Source organism: bacterium (assembly GCA_040754625.1).
In the GTDB taxonomy this organism is placed as follows: Bacteria; JACRDZ01; JAQUKH01; order JAQUKH01; family JAQUKH01; genus JAQUKH01.
This window is the reverse complement of sequence record JBFMCF010000094.1, coordinates 1-14,083: the sequence shown is the minus strand read 5'-3', so window position 1 is coordinate 14,083 and position 14,083 is coordinate 1. Positions and strand designations below refer to the sequence as shown.

At 42.5% G+C, this 14,083-nt stretch carries 15 protein-coding genes and 2 pseudogenes; all 17 read left to right on the top strand.

Annotated features, from left to right (window positions below):
- The first annotated feature begins 119 nt into the window (after positions 1-119).
- The 17 genes and pseudogenes from AB1498_08595 (at position 120) to AB1498_08515 (ending at position 13,878) form a co-directional block, all read left to right on the top strand.
- A pseudogene (locus tag AB1498_08595) lies at positions 120-332 on the top strand (peptide-methionine (R)-S-oxide reductase).
- Positions 333-359: 27 nt separating this feature from the next.
- Positions 360-1,487: a transaldolase gene (gene tal / locus AB1498_08590; protein ID MEW6088347.1), complete on the top strand. Its 1,128-nt coding sequence runs from the start codon at positions 360-362 to the stop codon at positions 1,485-1,487.
- 24 nt (positions 1,488-1,511) lie between these two features.
- Positions 1,512-2,258 (top strand): DUF1499 domain-containing protein, encoded by a 747-nt coding sequence (locus tag AB1498_08585; protein ID MEW6088346.1) that lies wholly within the window; start codon positions 1,512-1,514, stop codon positions 2,256-2,258.
- A 202-nt stretch (positions 2,259-2,460) separates the two neighbouring features.
- Positions 2,461-2,574: pseudogene (locus tag AB1498_08580) on the top strand (rubredoxin-like domain-containing protein).
- A 333-nt stretch (positions 2,575-2,907) separates the two neighbouring features.
- Positions 2,908-3,318 (top strand): hypothetical protein, encoded by a 411-nt coding sequence (locus AB1498_08575; protein MEW6088345.1) that lies wholly within the window; start codon positions 2,908-2,910, stop codon positions 3,316-3,318.
- Positions 3,319-3,495: 177 nt separating this feature from the next.
- On the top strand, positions 3,496-4,092 hold the full coding sequence (locus tag AB1498_08570) for a Fe-Mn family superoxide dismutase (GenBank protein ID MEW6088344.1): 597 nt from the start codon (positions 3,496-3,498) through the stop codon (positions 4,090-4,092).
- 75 nt (positions 4,093-4,167) lie between these two features.
- Complete coding sequence (locus AB1498_08565) at positions 4,168-4,890, top strand: response regulator (GenBank protein ID MEW6088343.1); 723 nt, start codon at positions 4,168-4,170, stop codon at positions 4,888-4,890.
- A gap of 6 nt (positions 4,891-4,896) precedes the next feature.
- A complete protein-coding gene (locus tag AB1498_08560) occupies positions 4,897-6,705 on the top strand; it encodes an ATP-binding protein (GenBank protein MEW6088342.1) in 1,809 nt (602 codons plus the stop codon).
- 7 nt (positions 6,706-6,712) lie between these two features.
- Complete coding sequence (locus tag AB1498_08555; protein MEW6088341.1) at positions 6,713-7,129, top strand: response regulator; 417 nt, start codon at positions 6,713-6,715, stop codon at positions 7,127-7,129.
- A 218-nt stretch (positions 7,130-7,347) separates the two neighbouring features.
- Entirely contained in the window at positions 7,348-8,535 is a 1,188-nt protein-coding gene (locus AB1498_08550; protein ID MEW6088340.1) for a flavodoxin domain-containing protein, read from the top strand.
- Between the two features lie 15 nt (positions 8,536-8,550).
- The gene (rd, locus tag AB1498_08545; protein MEW6088339.1) at positions 8,551-8,715 is read left to right on the top strand and encodes a rubredoxin; all 165 of its coding nucleotides are present in this window, start codon (positions 8,551-8,553) and stop codon (positions 8,713-8,715) included.
- 4 nt (positions 8,716-8,719) lie between these two features.
- On the top strand, positions 8,720-9,331 hold the full coding sequence (wrbA, locus tag AB1498_08540; GenBank protein MEW6088338.1) for an NAD(P)H:quinone oxidoreductase: 612 nt from the start codon (positions 8,720-8,722) through the stop codon (positions 9,329-9,331).
- A 145-nt stretch (positions 9,332-9,476) separates the two neighbouring features.
- Positions 9,477-11,147: a 2-oxoacid:acceptor oxidoreductase subunit alpha gene (locus AB1498_08535; GenBank protein ID MEW6088337.1), complete on the top strand. Its 1,671-nt coding sequence runs from the start codon at positions 9,477-9,479 to the stop codon at positions 11,145-11,147.
- Positions 11,144-11,998, top strand: a complete 855-nt coding sequence (locus AB1498_08530) for a thiamine pyrophosphate-dependent enzyme (GenBank protein MEW6088336.1) — start codon at positions 11,144-11,146, stop codon at positions 11,996-11,998. Before AB1498_08535 ends, AB1498_08530 begins: the two co-directional genes overlap by 4 nt.
- 25 nt (positions 11,999-12,023) lie before the next feature.
- Positions 12,024-13,514 (top strand): multiheme c-type cytochrome, encoded by a 1,491-nt coding sequence (locus tag AB1498_08525; GenBank protein ID MEW6088335.1) that lies wholly within the window; start codon positions 12,024-12,026, stop codon positions 13,512-13,514.
- Positions 13,515-13,529: 15 nt separating this feature from the next.
- Entirely contained in the window at positions 13,530-13,676 is a 147-nt protein-coding gene (locus tag AB1498_08520; GenBank protein ID MEW6088334.1) for a hypothetical protein, read from the top strand.
- Between the two features lie 22 nt (positions 13,677-13,698).
- Positions 13,699-13,878 carry a hypothetical protein gene (locus AB1498_08515; protein ID MEW6088333.1) on the top strand — a complete coding sequence of 60 codons (180 nt, stop codon included), beginning with the start codon at positions 13,699-13,701 and terminating at the stop codon, positions 13,876-13,878.
- The last annotated feature ends 205 nt before the right edge of the window (positions 13,879-14,083 follow it).

The following is a 14,083-nucleotide window of genomic DNA, read 5'->3' as shown; positions in this document are numbered from 1 at the left end:
ACAATATGATGATTATTATACCTCAAAATTTTCTTAAAAACAGGGGGGAGCATTTAAAAAGTTGATTTTTATCGATAATGATAAGGAATTTTAATAAAATGTCAAAGAGATTTTTGACATTACGAAAAATTGACAGGGGATTTTTTATGACAAGGACCGAAATAAGAAGCAGAAACGCCGATTCGCATCTCGGCCATGTGTTTAATGACGGCCCGCCACCGGCGGGCCTCAGGTATTGCATGAATTCAGCGGCCCTGAGGTTTATACCAGAGGAAGATTTGGAAAAAGAAGGTTACGCGGAGTATAAAAAACTTTTTGAAAAGAGACAGTAAGTTTCTAAACCATTAAAAGGATTAAAAATGCCAGATAATATTCTATATGATTTGGCCGCTTACGGCCAGAGTGTATGGATAGACAGCCTTAACCGGCAAATGATCGAATCGGGATTTTTGAAAGACCTGACGGCTAAAGGCCTTAGAGGGTTGACCTCAAACCCCGCTATTTTTAATAACGCGGTATGTTCTGCTGATTCATACGATAAAATCATCAAAGAACTTTTCGCGGACGGGAAAACTGTTTTTGAAATATATGACGATTTGACTGTCAGAGACATACAGGACGCGGCTGATATTTTCAGGCCTGTATATGAAAAAACAAACGGCCTCGACGGTTATGTCAGCCTCGAGGTGAATCCCGCTCTGGCTTATAAAACAAGTGAAACAATCGAAGAGGTCAAACGTTTACACAAAAAAGTCAACAGGAAAAACCTTATGATAAAAATACCCTCGACAACGGAAGGTTTCCCGGCCATTGAGGAGTGTTTGTCAGAAGGCATAAATATAAACATTACATTGATTTTTTCAGTTGAGCAATATTTGAACACGGCCAGGGCATATTTAAGGGGCATGGAAAGTTTAATAAAAAAAGGCGGAGACGCCGGCAAAGTGTGTTCAGTGGCAAGTGTTTTTGTGAGCCGTATCGACACGGCGGCGGACAAACTTATAGAAGACAAAATAAACGCGGACGGGCCGTTAAGAGACAAATTAATTTCTTTAAAAGGCAGGGCCGCGGCGGCAAATACCAGGATTATTTATAAGAAATATCTTGAGATATTTTCATCCGGTAAATATGAAAAAATAAAGACCTTCGGCGCGAGGCCGCAGAGGCTTCTATTCGGGTCAACCGGGACAAAAAACCCGTTATACTCCGATATAAAATACGTAACAGAATTGATCGGCAGAGGGACTATAAATACCCTTCCCGAAAAAACACTGCTCGCGTTTATAAAGCACGGAAAGGTAAAAGAGGCGATTAACAATGATTCGCGGGAAGCTGAATTGGTCATACATAACCTGAAAAGGGCGGGTGTTGATATTGATAAGATTTGCGGGCGGCTTCTTGATGAAGGAGTAATTTCTTTTAAAGGGTCTTTTGACGGGCTTCTCCAGGCGATTGAGGGAAAAATCAAAAACCGGAAGTGCGGTTAAATGAATTTTAATGGAGAAAACAAAATGTTTAAAGAACAGAATAATATTTTAATTTTTGCGTTAACGGGTCTTTGCCTTGCGGCTGTTTTCGCGTTGACCGCCGTTTTAGCGGGCCTTGGCACGAGATGGTCGTTCTGGGATTTCCGCGCAGGACTGAAGATTTTCAGGTGGTCATCTTACGCGGAAGCGGTGATATTTGTGTTAACGCTGGCAGGCTTGATCCTTGCAATATATAAACAATCGCAGCATATATTTATTTTTTCTTTGACCGGATTTCTTATAAGTGTCACAGTGGCTGGCACGGCCCTGAAATGGATGTATGTTGCCAGGCATGTCCCTGCGATCCATGATATTACAACCGATATAGAAAATCCGCCTCAATTCGACGCGGTCCTCGCGCTCCGTAAAAACGCGCCGAATTCTTCAGAATACCCGGGCGGAGAAATAAGTGTGATGCAGCGCAAGGCTTATCCAGGCATCGGACCTTTTAATGCCAAACTTAAGCCGGATAAAGCATATGAACTTTGCCTGGCCGCGGCAAAAGAAATGGGCTGGAAAATAGTTAACGCGAAACGAGACGCGGGATTCATAGAGGCGACAGATGAAACGTTCTGGTTTGGATTCAAGGATGATATCGCGATACGTATCACGCCTTTTAATGAATCAAGCAGGATAGACCTTCGTTCCGTTTCGAGGGTGGGCAGGAGCGATGTCGGGACAAACGCTAAAAGGATACAAAAATTTTTTAAAAGACTGAGGGATAAAATATAGTGGAAAAAAGTCAATAAAAAGCGGAAACAAACTATTTTCTTTTTTTTGTAAAAAGTATAAACTGTTTTTGATGCGGAGTGCGGAGGAATTAAAAATGGGTAAGTTTGCCATAAAATTAAAACACGCGTTAATAATATTATTGCTTATTGTTTTTGGTTTGCTTATAGCGGTAATGTTTTAAAATATCAGGGAAAATAATAATATGAAAAAATACCGGTGTAAAGTGTGCGGATATATTCATGACTGCCCAGGCGTTGACGGCAGGGACCTTATTCCGAAAAAATGCCCGGTCTGCGGCGCGTTTCAATCGGCGTTTGTTTTAATCCCGTCTTCCGAATTAAAGTGGGGCCATTATTTCGGCCTTTTCCAGCCGGGCTGGTGGATTTTACATTTTGCGGGGATAACCTTGGTTTATATTATTGGGCGGCTGGTGTGGCATGGAATGCCGTGAAACGTGAAACGTGAAATGTAAAATGTAAAAGGGGGAAGAGATGTTAAAGAATTTTTTACGGTATAAATTAGGCTGGTGGATTTTACATTTTATAGCAATAAGTTTTACACTGTATCTTGCTTACGTGGTTGACTTTTCTTCACGTATCCGTTAAACCATGGATTGACCGTTTAAACCATTTAAACGGGAGAGGTTTTTATGAATATGCGTTGGGGCCTATGGATGGGCCTTGTATTAATGGCGGGAGGCGCGCTTCTTTTACATTTAAGGATCCATCCTCCTTATTTACCTTCTGCTCCCGGGCAAATCAATATGGCTAACCTTGCCGCTTTTATGTTTCCCCTGGTTGATTTGATATTGATAAGTGTTTTATTTATGTCCCCCTCCACATCCGCCTATGGATATTTATTAAACGGTATTTTCGCTGTTTTCGCGGGTATATTAATGGGACATATAAGTGTTTATGAATATATTGTCAAACACCCGCCTCTCGGGATATGGCTTTTTACGTCCACATTGCCTGATATTATGCTCGCGTGGGCTGATTTTTTCGCGGGAAGCGCGTTGTTTTATATTTTACAGCTGCCGGAATCCGAAAAAACAAAATAAACTGGTACCCCACAGGATGCCGGTGCGCTGTAAATTAATTATTGCGATTTCGTTGACAATTAAGCATCGGCAATTAGCAATTGATAATTTGTTTTAAAATAAATACCTAATCACTAATGTTCAATTGTCAATTGTTAATATTCAATTGCCAATTTTAAATTAATAATAGGAGGTAAAATGGATAAAAATACAGTTTTATACTCAGCGAAAGATTATTCCGGGCTTCCGGGCAAGACAGGTTTCAGCGACACGCTTCTTAACAACCATTTTAAGCTTTACCAGGGTTATGTGAAAAATGTGAATATTCTGCTTGAAAAACTCAGGGGATTATCGGCCGCCGGAAAGGACCGCGATCCCGAATACGCGGAACTTAAAAGAAGGCTTGGATGGGAATTTAACGGGATGAGGCTTCACGAGTATTATTTCGATAATCTTGGAGGGAAAACAGTCTTGGACGCGAAAGATATTTTATATAAAAAAATAAGCGAAAATTTTGAAAACTTTGACGCATGGAAACAGGATTTTATATCCTCGGGGGTCATGCGTGGAATAGGCTGGGTCGTTCTTTGCCTGGACCCGCAAAACGGCCGCCTGATGAACCTCTGGATAAACGAGCATGATACCGGCCATATAGCCGGGTCAAAGCCGGTCCTTGTAATGGACGTGTTTGAACACGCTTATTTAACGGATTTCCAGATCGACCGGGCCGGATATATTGATGTGTTTTTTAATAATATCAATTGGCCCGAGGTGTCAAAGAGATTAAAAACTTGAAATCATTTTTCTTCCTTGCTGAAAGTCAGGATGAAGGTGTATAATAAAATTTTTACAAAAAAACAGGGAGACGGCATGCCAGGCAAAATATTAATAATAGATGATGATGAGGTTTTCAGGTCAGAATTCAAAGAGTATTTTAGTGACTATGAGATAGAGGAAGTTCCGGACGGGAAGGCCGCGCTTCAATTGCTGAAGTCGGCGAATAATATCGACCTTATTATCCTGGATGTGATGCTGCCGGGTATAAACGGGATAGAGGTGTTGAGGGAAATTAAAAGGACAGACCCGGAGGTCAAAATTATCATTTTAACCGGTTATAGTTCCAAGGATGTGGCCATTAAAGCGCTGAAAGGGCATGCCGATGATTATCTCGAAAAGCCTTTGAATATCGACAAAACGAAAGAGATTATTGAAAGGCTCCTTGACATCAAGCAATCGGGAAAAGACATAGACACGGGGGATATTTCAGGCAAGATAAAAAAAGTGAAAAATTTTGTCGAAAGGAATTGTTATAAAAAAACATGCCTCTATGATGTTTCCAGGATAGTGGGCTTAAGCCCCAAGTATTTAAGCAGGATATTCAAGGAAAATACCGGTGTAAATTTCAGTGAATACAGACTCAGGTTAAAAATGGGCAAGGCGAAGGAACTCCTGTTAAATTCGGGATACAATATAAACCAGATCGCGGAAAAACTGGGCTATGAAAACGCGGAATCCTTTATCAGGCAGTTTAATAAACTTGTAAGATATACCCCCACCCAATACCGCAAAAAAACCAGAAAAATAAAACTTTAAGGAATTATGCCTGAAAACAAAAATAATACGCGGCGCAAAAATTTAAATTTAAGCAAGGCAATAAATAATATTGACGGGATATACCGTTCTATCGTGGAAACCACGCAGGAGGGTATATGTATAACGGATTTAAAAGCTAAAATCGTTTACGTGAACAAAAGGGTGACGGAAATGCTTGGTTACCCGGCAAGAGAGATAACCGGTTCTTTTTTATTTTCTTACCTTGATAAAAAAGACAGGAAATTTATAGGCAAAAATACTGAACGCCGCAGCAGGGGGACCAGGGAAAGGCGGATTTTGAAAAAAGACGGGACGCACCTCTGGGTGCTTGAATTCATAAGCCCGTTGACAGATGATAACGGCGTGTTACGCGGGCATCTCAGGATGATAAGCGATATCGATGAGCGAAAAAATATTGAAGAAAAACTAAAAAAAGCCCATAACGAACTGGAATTGAAAGTGACCCGGCGGACGGCGGAACTGATAGAGAAAAACAGCCGGCTTGAGGAAGAAATACTGGAGCGCAGGAAAATTGAAAAACATATTATAAGGAGCAATGTTATACTGAAACTTTTGTCAAAATCGGCTTCGTACGAAAAATTCACGGACGCGATAGCCAAATTTATCCGTGATTTGACTGACTGCAGGTGCGTTGGTATCAGGATATTAAATGAAGAAGGGTGCATACCGTATAAATCGTATACAGGTTTCAGCCGCGAATTTTTGAAATCCGAAAACTGGCTTTCTGTTTACACGGATGAATGTGCGTGTATCAGGGTTGTCGGGGGAAAATTGAGGCCCCGGTATGTGAACGTAACAACCCCGAACGGGTCATTCTACTGCAACAACACGGTTGAATTCACGGAAGGCCTCAAGAACGAAGAAAAAGCCGAATATCGCGGCGCGTGCGTCCGACATGGTTTTCGTTCAGTGGCTGTTATTCCGGTTATTTATAAAAATAAGATATTCGGGGCGATACATATCGCGGACAAAAAAGAAAATATGCTGCCCAGGAAAAAGATAGATATTATTGAACCTTTGACCGCTTTGATAGGAGAGGGTATTTACAGGTTTACACTGGATGCCAGGCGCGTTAAAGCGGAATTAGAATTGACAACGGCCCAAAAAAAATTAAGTGAAGCAAAACGCCTTTCAGATATAGGCGCTTTAGCCGCGACTGTGGCCCACGAATTGAGAAACCCCCTTGGTGTCATTCAAATGGCGGTTTATAACATATCAAAAAAAAATAATAATCCGTCCCTGGCAAGCCACCTCGCGAACATTGAAAAAAAGGTATCGGAAAGCAGCAATATTATTAATAATCTTTTGACTTATTCGAGAATAAGGACGCCGCATTTCGATAAAATAAATATTTTTGAGATATTAAACGAGTGTATTGATTCGGCGTATGAAAAATTCAGCCACTATGAGGTGTCGGTTAATAAAGTATTTGATTATCTTAAAGGAAAAATTATAGAGGCGGACCCTTACCAGGTAAAAGAGATATTCAGCAATATTATAAATAACGCTTATCAATCGCTGCCGGAAAAAAAGGGTGAAATAGAAATATACGCCCCCGGCGGCAGGAACGGCAATATCAGCATATATTTCAAGGATAACGGGTGCGGGATAGCCAGGGAAGATCTCGTAAAAGTATTCGATCCCTTTTTTACCCGGAAATCGAAAGGGACTGGACTCGGCCTTACCATCTGCAGGGAACTTTTAACCATGCATGGGGGCAGGATAAATATTGATAGTGAAAAAGGAAAATGGACCAGGGTAAACATAGAAATGCCGTCACGCCAGAATAGATAATATTATAATGAAAGGATTTACAATGCAGCCCAGGATATTCATAATTGACGATGACAAGGAATTGTGTGAAGAGATAACTGAAATTTTAAGCGGGGAAGGATATTCTGTGAACGCGGCGTATGACGGTTTAAAAGGTAAAAAAATCATTGAAAACGGCAATTATGACCTGCTTATCCTGGACATTAAACTCCCCGGGTTAAACGGGTTTGAAGTCTTGAAGAGCATAAGAGGAAAAAATATCAAAATCAAAATAATAATTATAAGCGGCAGGCCTAAAAATACCAGTTTAATGGATGAAAATAAAATCCAGAAAAAAATATATATTGATGAGGAAACCACGTTAAAACTGGCGGACGCGGTCATCAGCAAGCCTTTTGATATAAAAATTATGCTTGAAAAAGTCAGGGAATTGTTAAAATTATAATTTTAGGTTTGGGTGGAAAAAAGTCAATAAAAAGTAGAAGTATCATCTTTATCTGAATGTTTAAAAAGTATATTATAAAAATTGAGTTTGACAGGTGAAAAAACAAATAAAGAGATAATATGAACTCCTCCCAACCTCCTCTTTGAAAAAAGAGGAGGGGAAGAAGGAGTTCCCCCTCTTTTTTTAAAGAGGGGGAGTTCTAACATAGGAGGAAAAAAATGGGCAAATTGGAAGTGAAAAGCGGTATTTACTGGGTCGGGGCCATTGACTGGAATGTCAGGACGTTTCACGGGCACACATACAACACGAAAAGAGGGACCACCTATAACTCATATCTTCTTATGGATGAAAAAATCGCCCTGGTTGACACTGTTTACGGCCCTTTTGCCGGTGAAATGATTGAGAACATAAAGCAGGTCATTGACCCGTCTCAAATAAATTACGTTATAGCAAACCACGTTGAAACAGACCATTCAGGAGCGCTCCCCGCCATAATGAAGCTTTGCCCGGGCGCGAAGGTTTTCGGCACTCAAAAATGCAGGGAGGGGCTTTATAAAAATTATTACGGGAACTGGGATTTCCAGGTCGTAAAAACAGGCGATAAACTCAAATTAGGAAAGAGGACGCTTGTATTTGTGGAAGCGCCGATGCTTCACTGGCCTGACAGCATGTTTACGTATTGCCCGGAGGAAGAAATGCTCATGCCCAATGACGCGTTCGGCCAGCATTACGCGTCCTCAAAAATGTTTGATGACGAAGTTGACCTTTCGCTTGTAATGGAAGAGGCGGCGAAATATTATGCGAATATTTTATGGCCTTTGAGCGGCCTTGTCGTAAAGAAAATCGAGGATGTCGTGAAAATGGGCATACCTATTAAGATGATAGCTCCCAGCCACGGGATAATCTGGCGGAAAGACCCCATGAAGATTATTAACGCTTATTTATCATGGGGTAAAAATGAAACCAGGAAAAAGGTCGTTGTTGTTTATGAAACAATGTGGCTGTCGACTGAAAAAATGGCGAGGAAAATCGTTGATGGCCTGATGGACGCCGGCATAGAGGTGAAGCTTTATGATATCAACCAGGCGGACAGGACCGAGGTAATAGGGGAAATGCTTGACAGCAGGGGTTTTATCATTGGTTCATCAACCCATAATAATGACATGCTTATTACTATTGCGGGGTTCCTGGAATTCCTGAAAGGATTGAAACCAAAAAACAGGATAGGCTGCGCTTTTGGTTCTTACGGCTGGGGAGGCGGGGCGGTGAAATCAATAGAAAATGTCCTGAGAGAAACAGGTGTGGAGATATCACAGCCTGGTATCCAGTTTAAATATGTACCTGATGAGAACGAATCAAAACAATGTTACGAATTTGGAAAAAATTTCGCGAATAAAATAAAATAACAGGAGGATTAATTCATGTCAAGGTATCAATGTTCGGTATGCGGTTATATCTATGATCCTAAAGCCGGTGACCCATCGAGCGGAATAAACCCCGGGACCGCGTTCGAAGATTTGCCGGATAACTGGATTTGCCCTGTATGCGGGGTCGGGAAAGACCAGTTCGAAAAAATGGAGGATTAAAAAAATGAAAATATTAATTGTTTTTTATTCCATGTACGGCCATATTTACCGTATGTCCGAGGCTGTCGCTGAAGGCGTCAAAAGGGTGAAAGGCGCGGTCCCGGAACTTCGCAGGGTGCCGGAGACATTGTCTAAAGAAATACTTGAAAAAATGGGGGCGGTTGAACCGCAGAAAAAATTCGCCCATATACCGGTATGCAATGTCGATGAGCTCCCGCAGGCGGACGCGATTATTTTCGGCACTCCGACAAGATATGGAAACATGTGCGGCCAGATGCGCCAGTTTCTCGACGCGACAGGGCATCTGTGGTTAAAAGGCGCGCTGGTGGGGAAAGCAGGAAGCGTGTTCGCAAGTTCGGCGACACAGCACGGCGGCCAGGAATCGACGATCCTTAGTTTTCACACCACGCTGCTTCATCACGGGATGATTATTGTAGGGCTCCCTTATACTTTCCAGGGGCAGATGCGAATCGATGAAATTACCGGCTGTTCTCCCTATGGCGCGTCAACTATCGCGGGGGGAGCGGGAGAACGTATGCCGTCGGAAAATGAATTGGAGGCTGCGAGATACCAGGGAAACCATGTGGCGAAAATAGCGGCGAAATTAATAAAGTGAAATACAAAACAACCATGAGGAAAAATATAATTATGAACTCCACCCGGCCTCCTCTTTTCACGAAGTGATCGCTTCGCGAAAAAAAAGAGGAGGAGAAGAGTAAAGAGGGGATTAAGGGGAGTTCAGATTGTTCAGGGAAACTAATATGGAAGAATTTTCTCTTCTTATAGGCGGCAGGGCGGGGGATGGGATCGACAAGGCCAGTTTGGTCCTTGCCAGGATTTTGGGACGGCTTGGTTATTATATCTATATATACCGCGAATATCCTTCGCTGATAAGGGGCGGCCACACTTTTTCAATAATAAGGATTTCACGGAATAAAATCGCGGTCCACAGGGACAAGGTCGATTGCATACTCGCGTTAAACCAGGAAACTCTGGATTCGCATAAAAACAGGCTCAAAAATAACGCGTTTTTAATTTATGATTCCGAACTTGTCAAAACAGAAAATTTACATTTTGAAGGCCGAAAACAGGGAATACCTTTTGAGAAATTTGTAAAGGAAGAAAAAACAAGCACCGTGGTCAGGAACTCGGGGATTATCGGGAGTTTCTGCAGGAGCACGGGGATTGGATGGAATGTGTTGGAAAATGTTTTCAAAAAAAATATCGCTAAAGAATTTGAATCCAACCTTAAGATCGCGCTGAAAGGATATGATCTGTCAGATCAATTGTTAAGCCTTGATGCAACGCGGCAAAAGAGTCTTCCGATTTTAACGGGAAACGAGGCAATAGGTCTTGGCCTTGTCCGGGCCGGGCTTAAAGCTTATGTGGCTTATCCTATGACGCCGACTTCAAATATCCTGCATTTTTTGGCGGGTGTATCGGAGAAATATGGTTTAAAAGTAGTTCACCCGGAGAGTGAGATTGGGGTCATTTTAATGGCGGAGGGTCTTTCTTACGCGGGGGAAAGAACAGCGGCCGGGACCTCGGGAGGCGGGTTTTGCCTGATGACGGAAGGGTTTACCTTCGCGGGCATGGCGGAACTGCCGGTTGTTATTGTGCTCGGCCAGAGAACAGGGCCAAGCACGGGGCTTCCCACTTACACGGGGCAGACCGAACTCCTTTTCGCCTTAAACGCCGGGCAGGGAGAATGGACGAGGCTTGTTATCGCACCCGGGGACGCGGAAGAGGCGTATTACTGGTCCGCGGTTTGCCTCAATCTCGCGTGGAAATATCAACTGCCCGGGATTGTTCTTGTTGATAAAACCCTTTGCGAGGGAACGTATAGTTTTGATATCGATTTAATCGAAGATATAAGAAAATGCGCGCCTGTCTTTTGGGATGGGAAAATGCAGTATAAAAGGTATCTTAAGACGGACAGCTGCGTTTCGCCCCTGGCTTTTCCATCCGCCAAAGACGCGATTGTGAAAATAAACAGTTATGAACACGACGAATTTGGAATTACGGTGGAAGATTCAGAGACGACGAAAAATATGTGTGATAAACGGATGCGTAAAGAAAGGTTTTTGCTGGAGGAACTCGGCGAATACAAACCCATGAGGGTTTATGGAAATATCAATTCGGAGATCGGGATTATTTGCTGGGGTTCGAACAAAGGAATATGTGTTGAAGCCGGGAAAAAATTAGGATTAAAAGTGATCCACCCGGTTGTTTTATCGCCGTTTCCTGCGGTGGAATTTAAATCGGCGGTTTCGGGTTTAAAGAAGACCGTTTGTGTTGAAAATAACGCGTCAGGGCAATTGGCCAGACTCCTTAAAATCCATGGATTTGATGTTGACGAAAAAATATTAAAATATGACGGCAGGCCGTTTTCACTGGATGAATTGGAAAATGAATTGAGGAAAATTTCATGACAGGGAAAGATTTAAATACTTACGCGGTAAATACATGGTGCCCGGGGTGCGGAAATTTCGCGATACTTAATGCAATACGGCAGGTTTTGAAATCATTAACGGAAGAAGGACTGCCTTTTGAAAACATTGTCCTTGTTTCGGGCATAGGCTGTCACGCGAAGATAGTGGATTATATCAATGTGAACAGTTTTTATTCCATACACGGCAGGGTGTCGCCCGCCGCTGAAGGAATAAAAATAGCCAATCCCGCTTTAAAGGTGATAGGTTTCGCCGGTGACGGCGACGCGTACGGGGAGGGTCTGGAACATCTGGTTTTCGCGGCGAAAAGAAACATCGATATTACCATGATTATTCATAACAACCGCGTGTATGGACTTACGACAGGCCAATACACTCCAACATCGCCGCTGGGTTTTAAAGGTAAATCCACCCCCCGCGGGACAAAGGAACTTCCTTTAAACCCGCTTGAACTCATCCTTTCAAGCGGCGCCACGTTTATTGGAAGGGGCTACTCGTCACATCTGGAACTTCTGAAAAAAGTATTAAAGGAAGCCATAACGCATAAGGGATTTTCGCTGGTTGACGTTTTGCAGGTTTGTGTGACATTTTTTAATATGTATGAGTATTATAATAAAACTGTATATGAGTTAAAAGGCCATGATACGGATGATTATAATCGCGCCCTGGAGAAAATCAGGGAATGGGATTACAACAGCGGCGCGCCGATAGGGCTTGGGATATTTTACAGGAAGGACGCCCCGGTGTTTGAGGAAAATTTTTCAAAAATTATGCCGCAAAAGGAAGAAGAAAGGGACAGTAAGATAAGAGAAATGCTGAAAGATTTTTTGTGAGAAATTTTAACACAGGAGGATTGCTATGAAAAGAGTTATGTCCATGATGCTCGCGGGAATAGGCCTGATTATTTCATCCTTTAGTTTCGCGTATGACGGAGAAATAAACAGGGAAGAAATTTACGGGAAGGAAATAATACAAACGCCGGTAAAAAAAGAAATGAAGGGAAGGGCTGTCAATTATGAAGAAGATTTGCTTGATTTTATGAAACTAAGGACAGAAAGGTTTGTCAAGCCGGATGTATGCGGAGAATGCCATCCCGAGATATACAAGCAGTGGAAAGGGTCGATGCACAGCAAGGCCTTTGTTGATCCTATATGGCGCGCGGCCACTAAACTATTCTATAGCGCGGCAAGGACGCCGGGAGAAATTCTTGAAATGAAGACATGCGTGAAATGCCACACGCCCCTCGGGTTCAGGGCCAATCTAATCCAATCCCCGGCGGACGATTATGATGAATTGTCAGACCTGCCCGCCCAGGGCATTTTTTGCAACTGGTGCCATAATATAAATGAGGCTGTGCATATCGGGGATGCCGGGTATGCTTTAACGCCGGACACAGGTGAAGTTTATTCTTCCGTCATGCTTGGGCCCCGCAAAGACCCCAGAGAGGAAAGTCCACCCAGAGACCCTAAATTGAAAACGCACCCTTCGGAATATTCGGAGTTTTACACGAAATCCGAATTCTGCGGGCTATGCCATAATGTGTCTCATATAGAAAATAAACTCCCGATTGAACAAACTTTTGATGAGTGGCAGAAGGGCCCGTATAACACGAAAGATGCTGCTAATGCCGCTAATTGCCAGGATTGCCATATGAGGCAAAAAGCGGGAATTCCTGCCACGGGAAGCACGTTCAGGCCGGATAATCCCGGTAAAGCCGCGGAGAACGGTCCTTACAGAGACCATGTATGGACACATTATTTTGCGGGGGGGAATTCAGTGGTACCAAAGCTCCTGGGGAGCGATATCCATTCTTCCCTGGCCATTGAGAGGCTTACAAACGCGGCAAAATTGGAAATAATAATGGACGGCAATTATGAAAAAGGCAGATTGGCGCAGATAAAAGTAAAAGTTATCAATTCAGGCGCGGGGCATTATTTACCTACAGGCATGACAACAATCAGGCAAATGTGGCTGGATATCAGAATTACAGGCGGGGACGGGACCGCAATTTTCAGGTCCGGCGCGGCGGACAATAACGGGGAACTTGAAAAGGACACAGTTATATTCAATACTGTGCTTGGGGATAAAAATGGAAACCCGGTTATTAATCTGGCGCAGGCTGTTAAAGTCCTTTATGACCACAGGATACCCCCGAAAGAACATGTTATTGAAAATTACAGTTTTTTAATTCCTGAAAAAACAGTTTCACCGCTCAAGATTGAAGCTGTTTTAAAATACCGGACCATATCCCCGGCCGTATTGAAAAAACTTTTGAATGAAAAGGCGGATGATTTCAATATCCCGGTCATTGATATGGCAAGTTTATCAGGTAAAATAGATTTATTTTGACCGGAGGTGATAATTATGAAAATAATGCCAAAAACTGCTAAAAAGGCAAAGGTCAATTATTACAGGTGTGTGTCATGCGGTTCGGTGTCGGCGAAAGCGAAAAATTGCTGCAATAAACCGATGAAAAAACAGAAAAACGCAGGAGTTAATAACTGGTTTTGACAATTAAAAGAGGAGGACAATTATGAAAAACGAAAAAACGAAAAGCAAAAAAACAGCGGAAAAAACAAATCAAAAAACAAAAAAAGGCTCGAAATACACGTGCGATTCATGCGGTATGGTTATCACCGTGAATGACCCGTGCGGCTGTGACCCCTGCGACCTTGTATGCTGCGGCCAGGACATGAGGTTTATGTCCTGCTAAAAGACCGGATATTCAACAAATCAAATATAGCCAAATTGAAAACGGAGAGTAAAAAACTCTCCGTTTTTTTTGCCCAAATAAATTTCCCGAGTTTGCCAATTAGTGCGGTTTTTTATCGAGGAGTAATTTTAAGGAATTGCCTGATATTTCATCTTTAAGAGTAATTGCCCATTTGTCTTTTAATTCATCCACTACCTTTCTTATA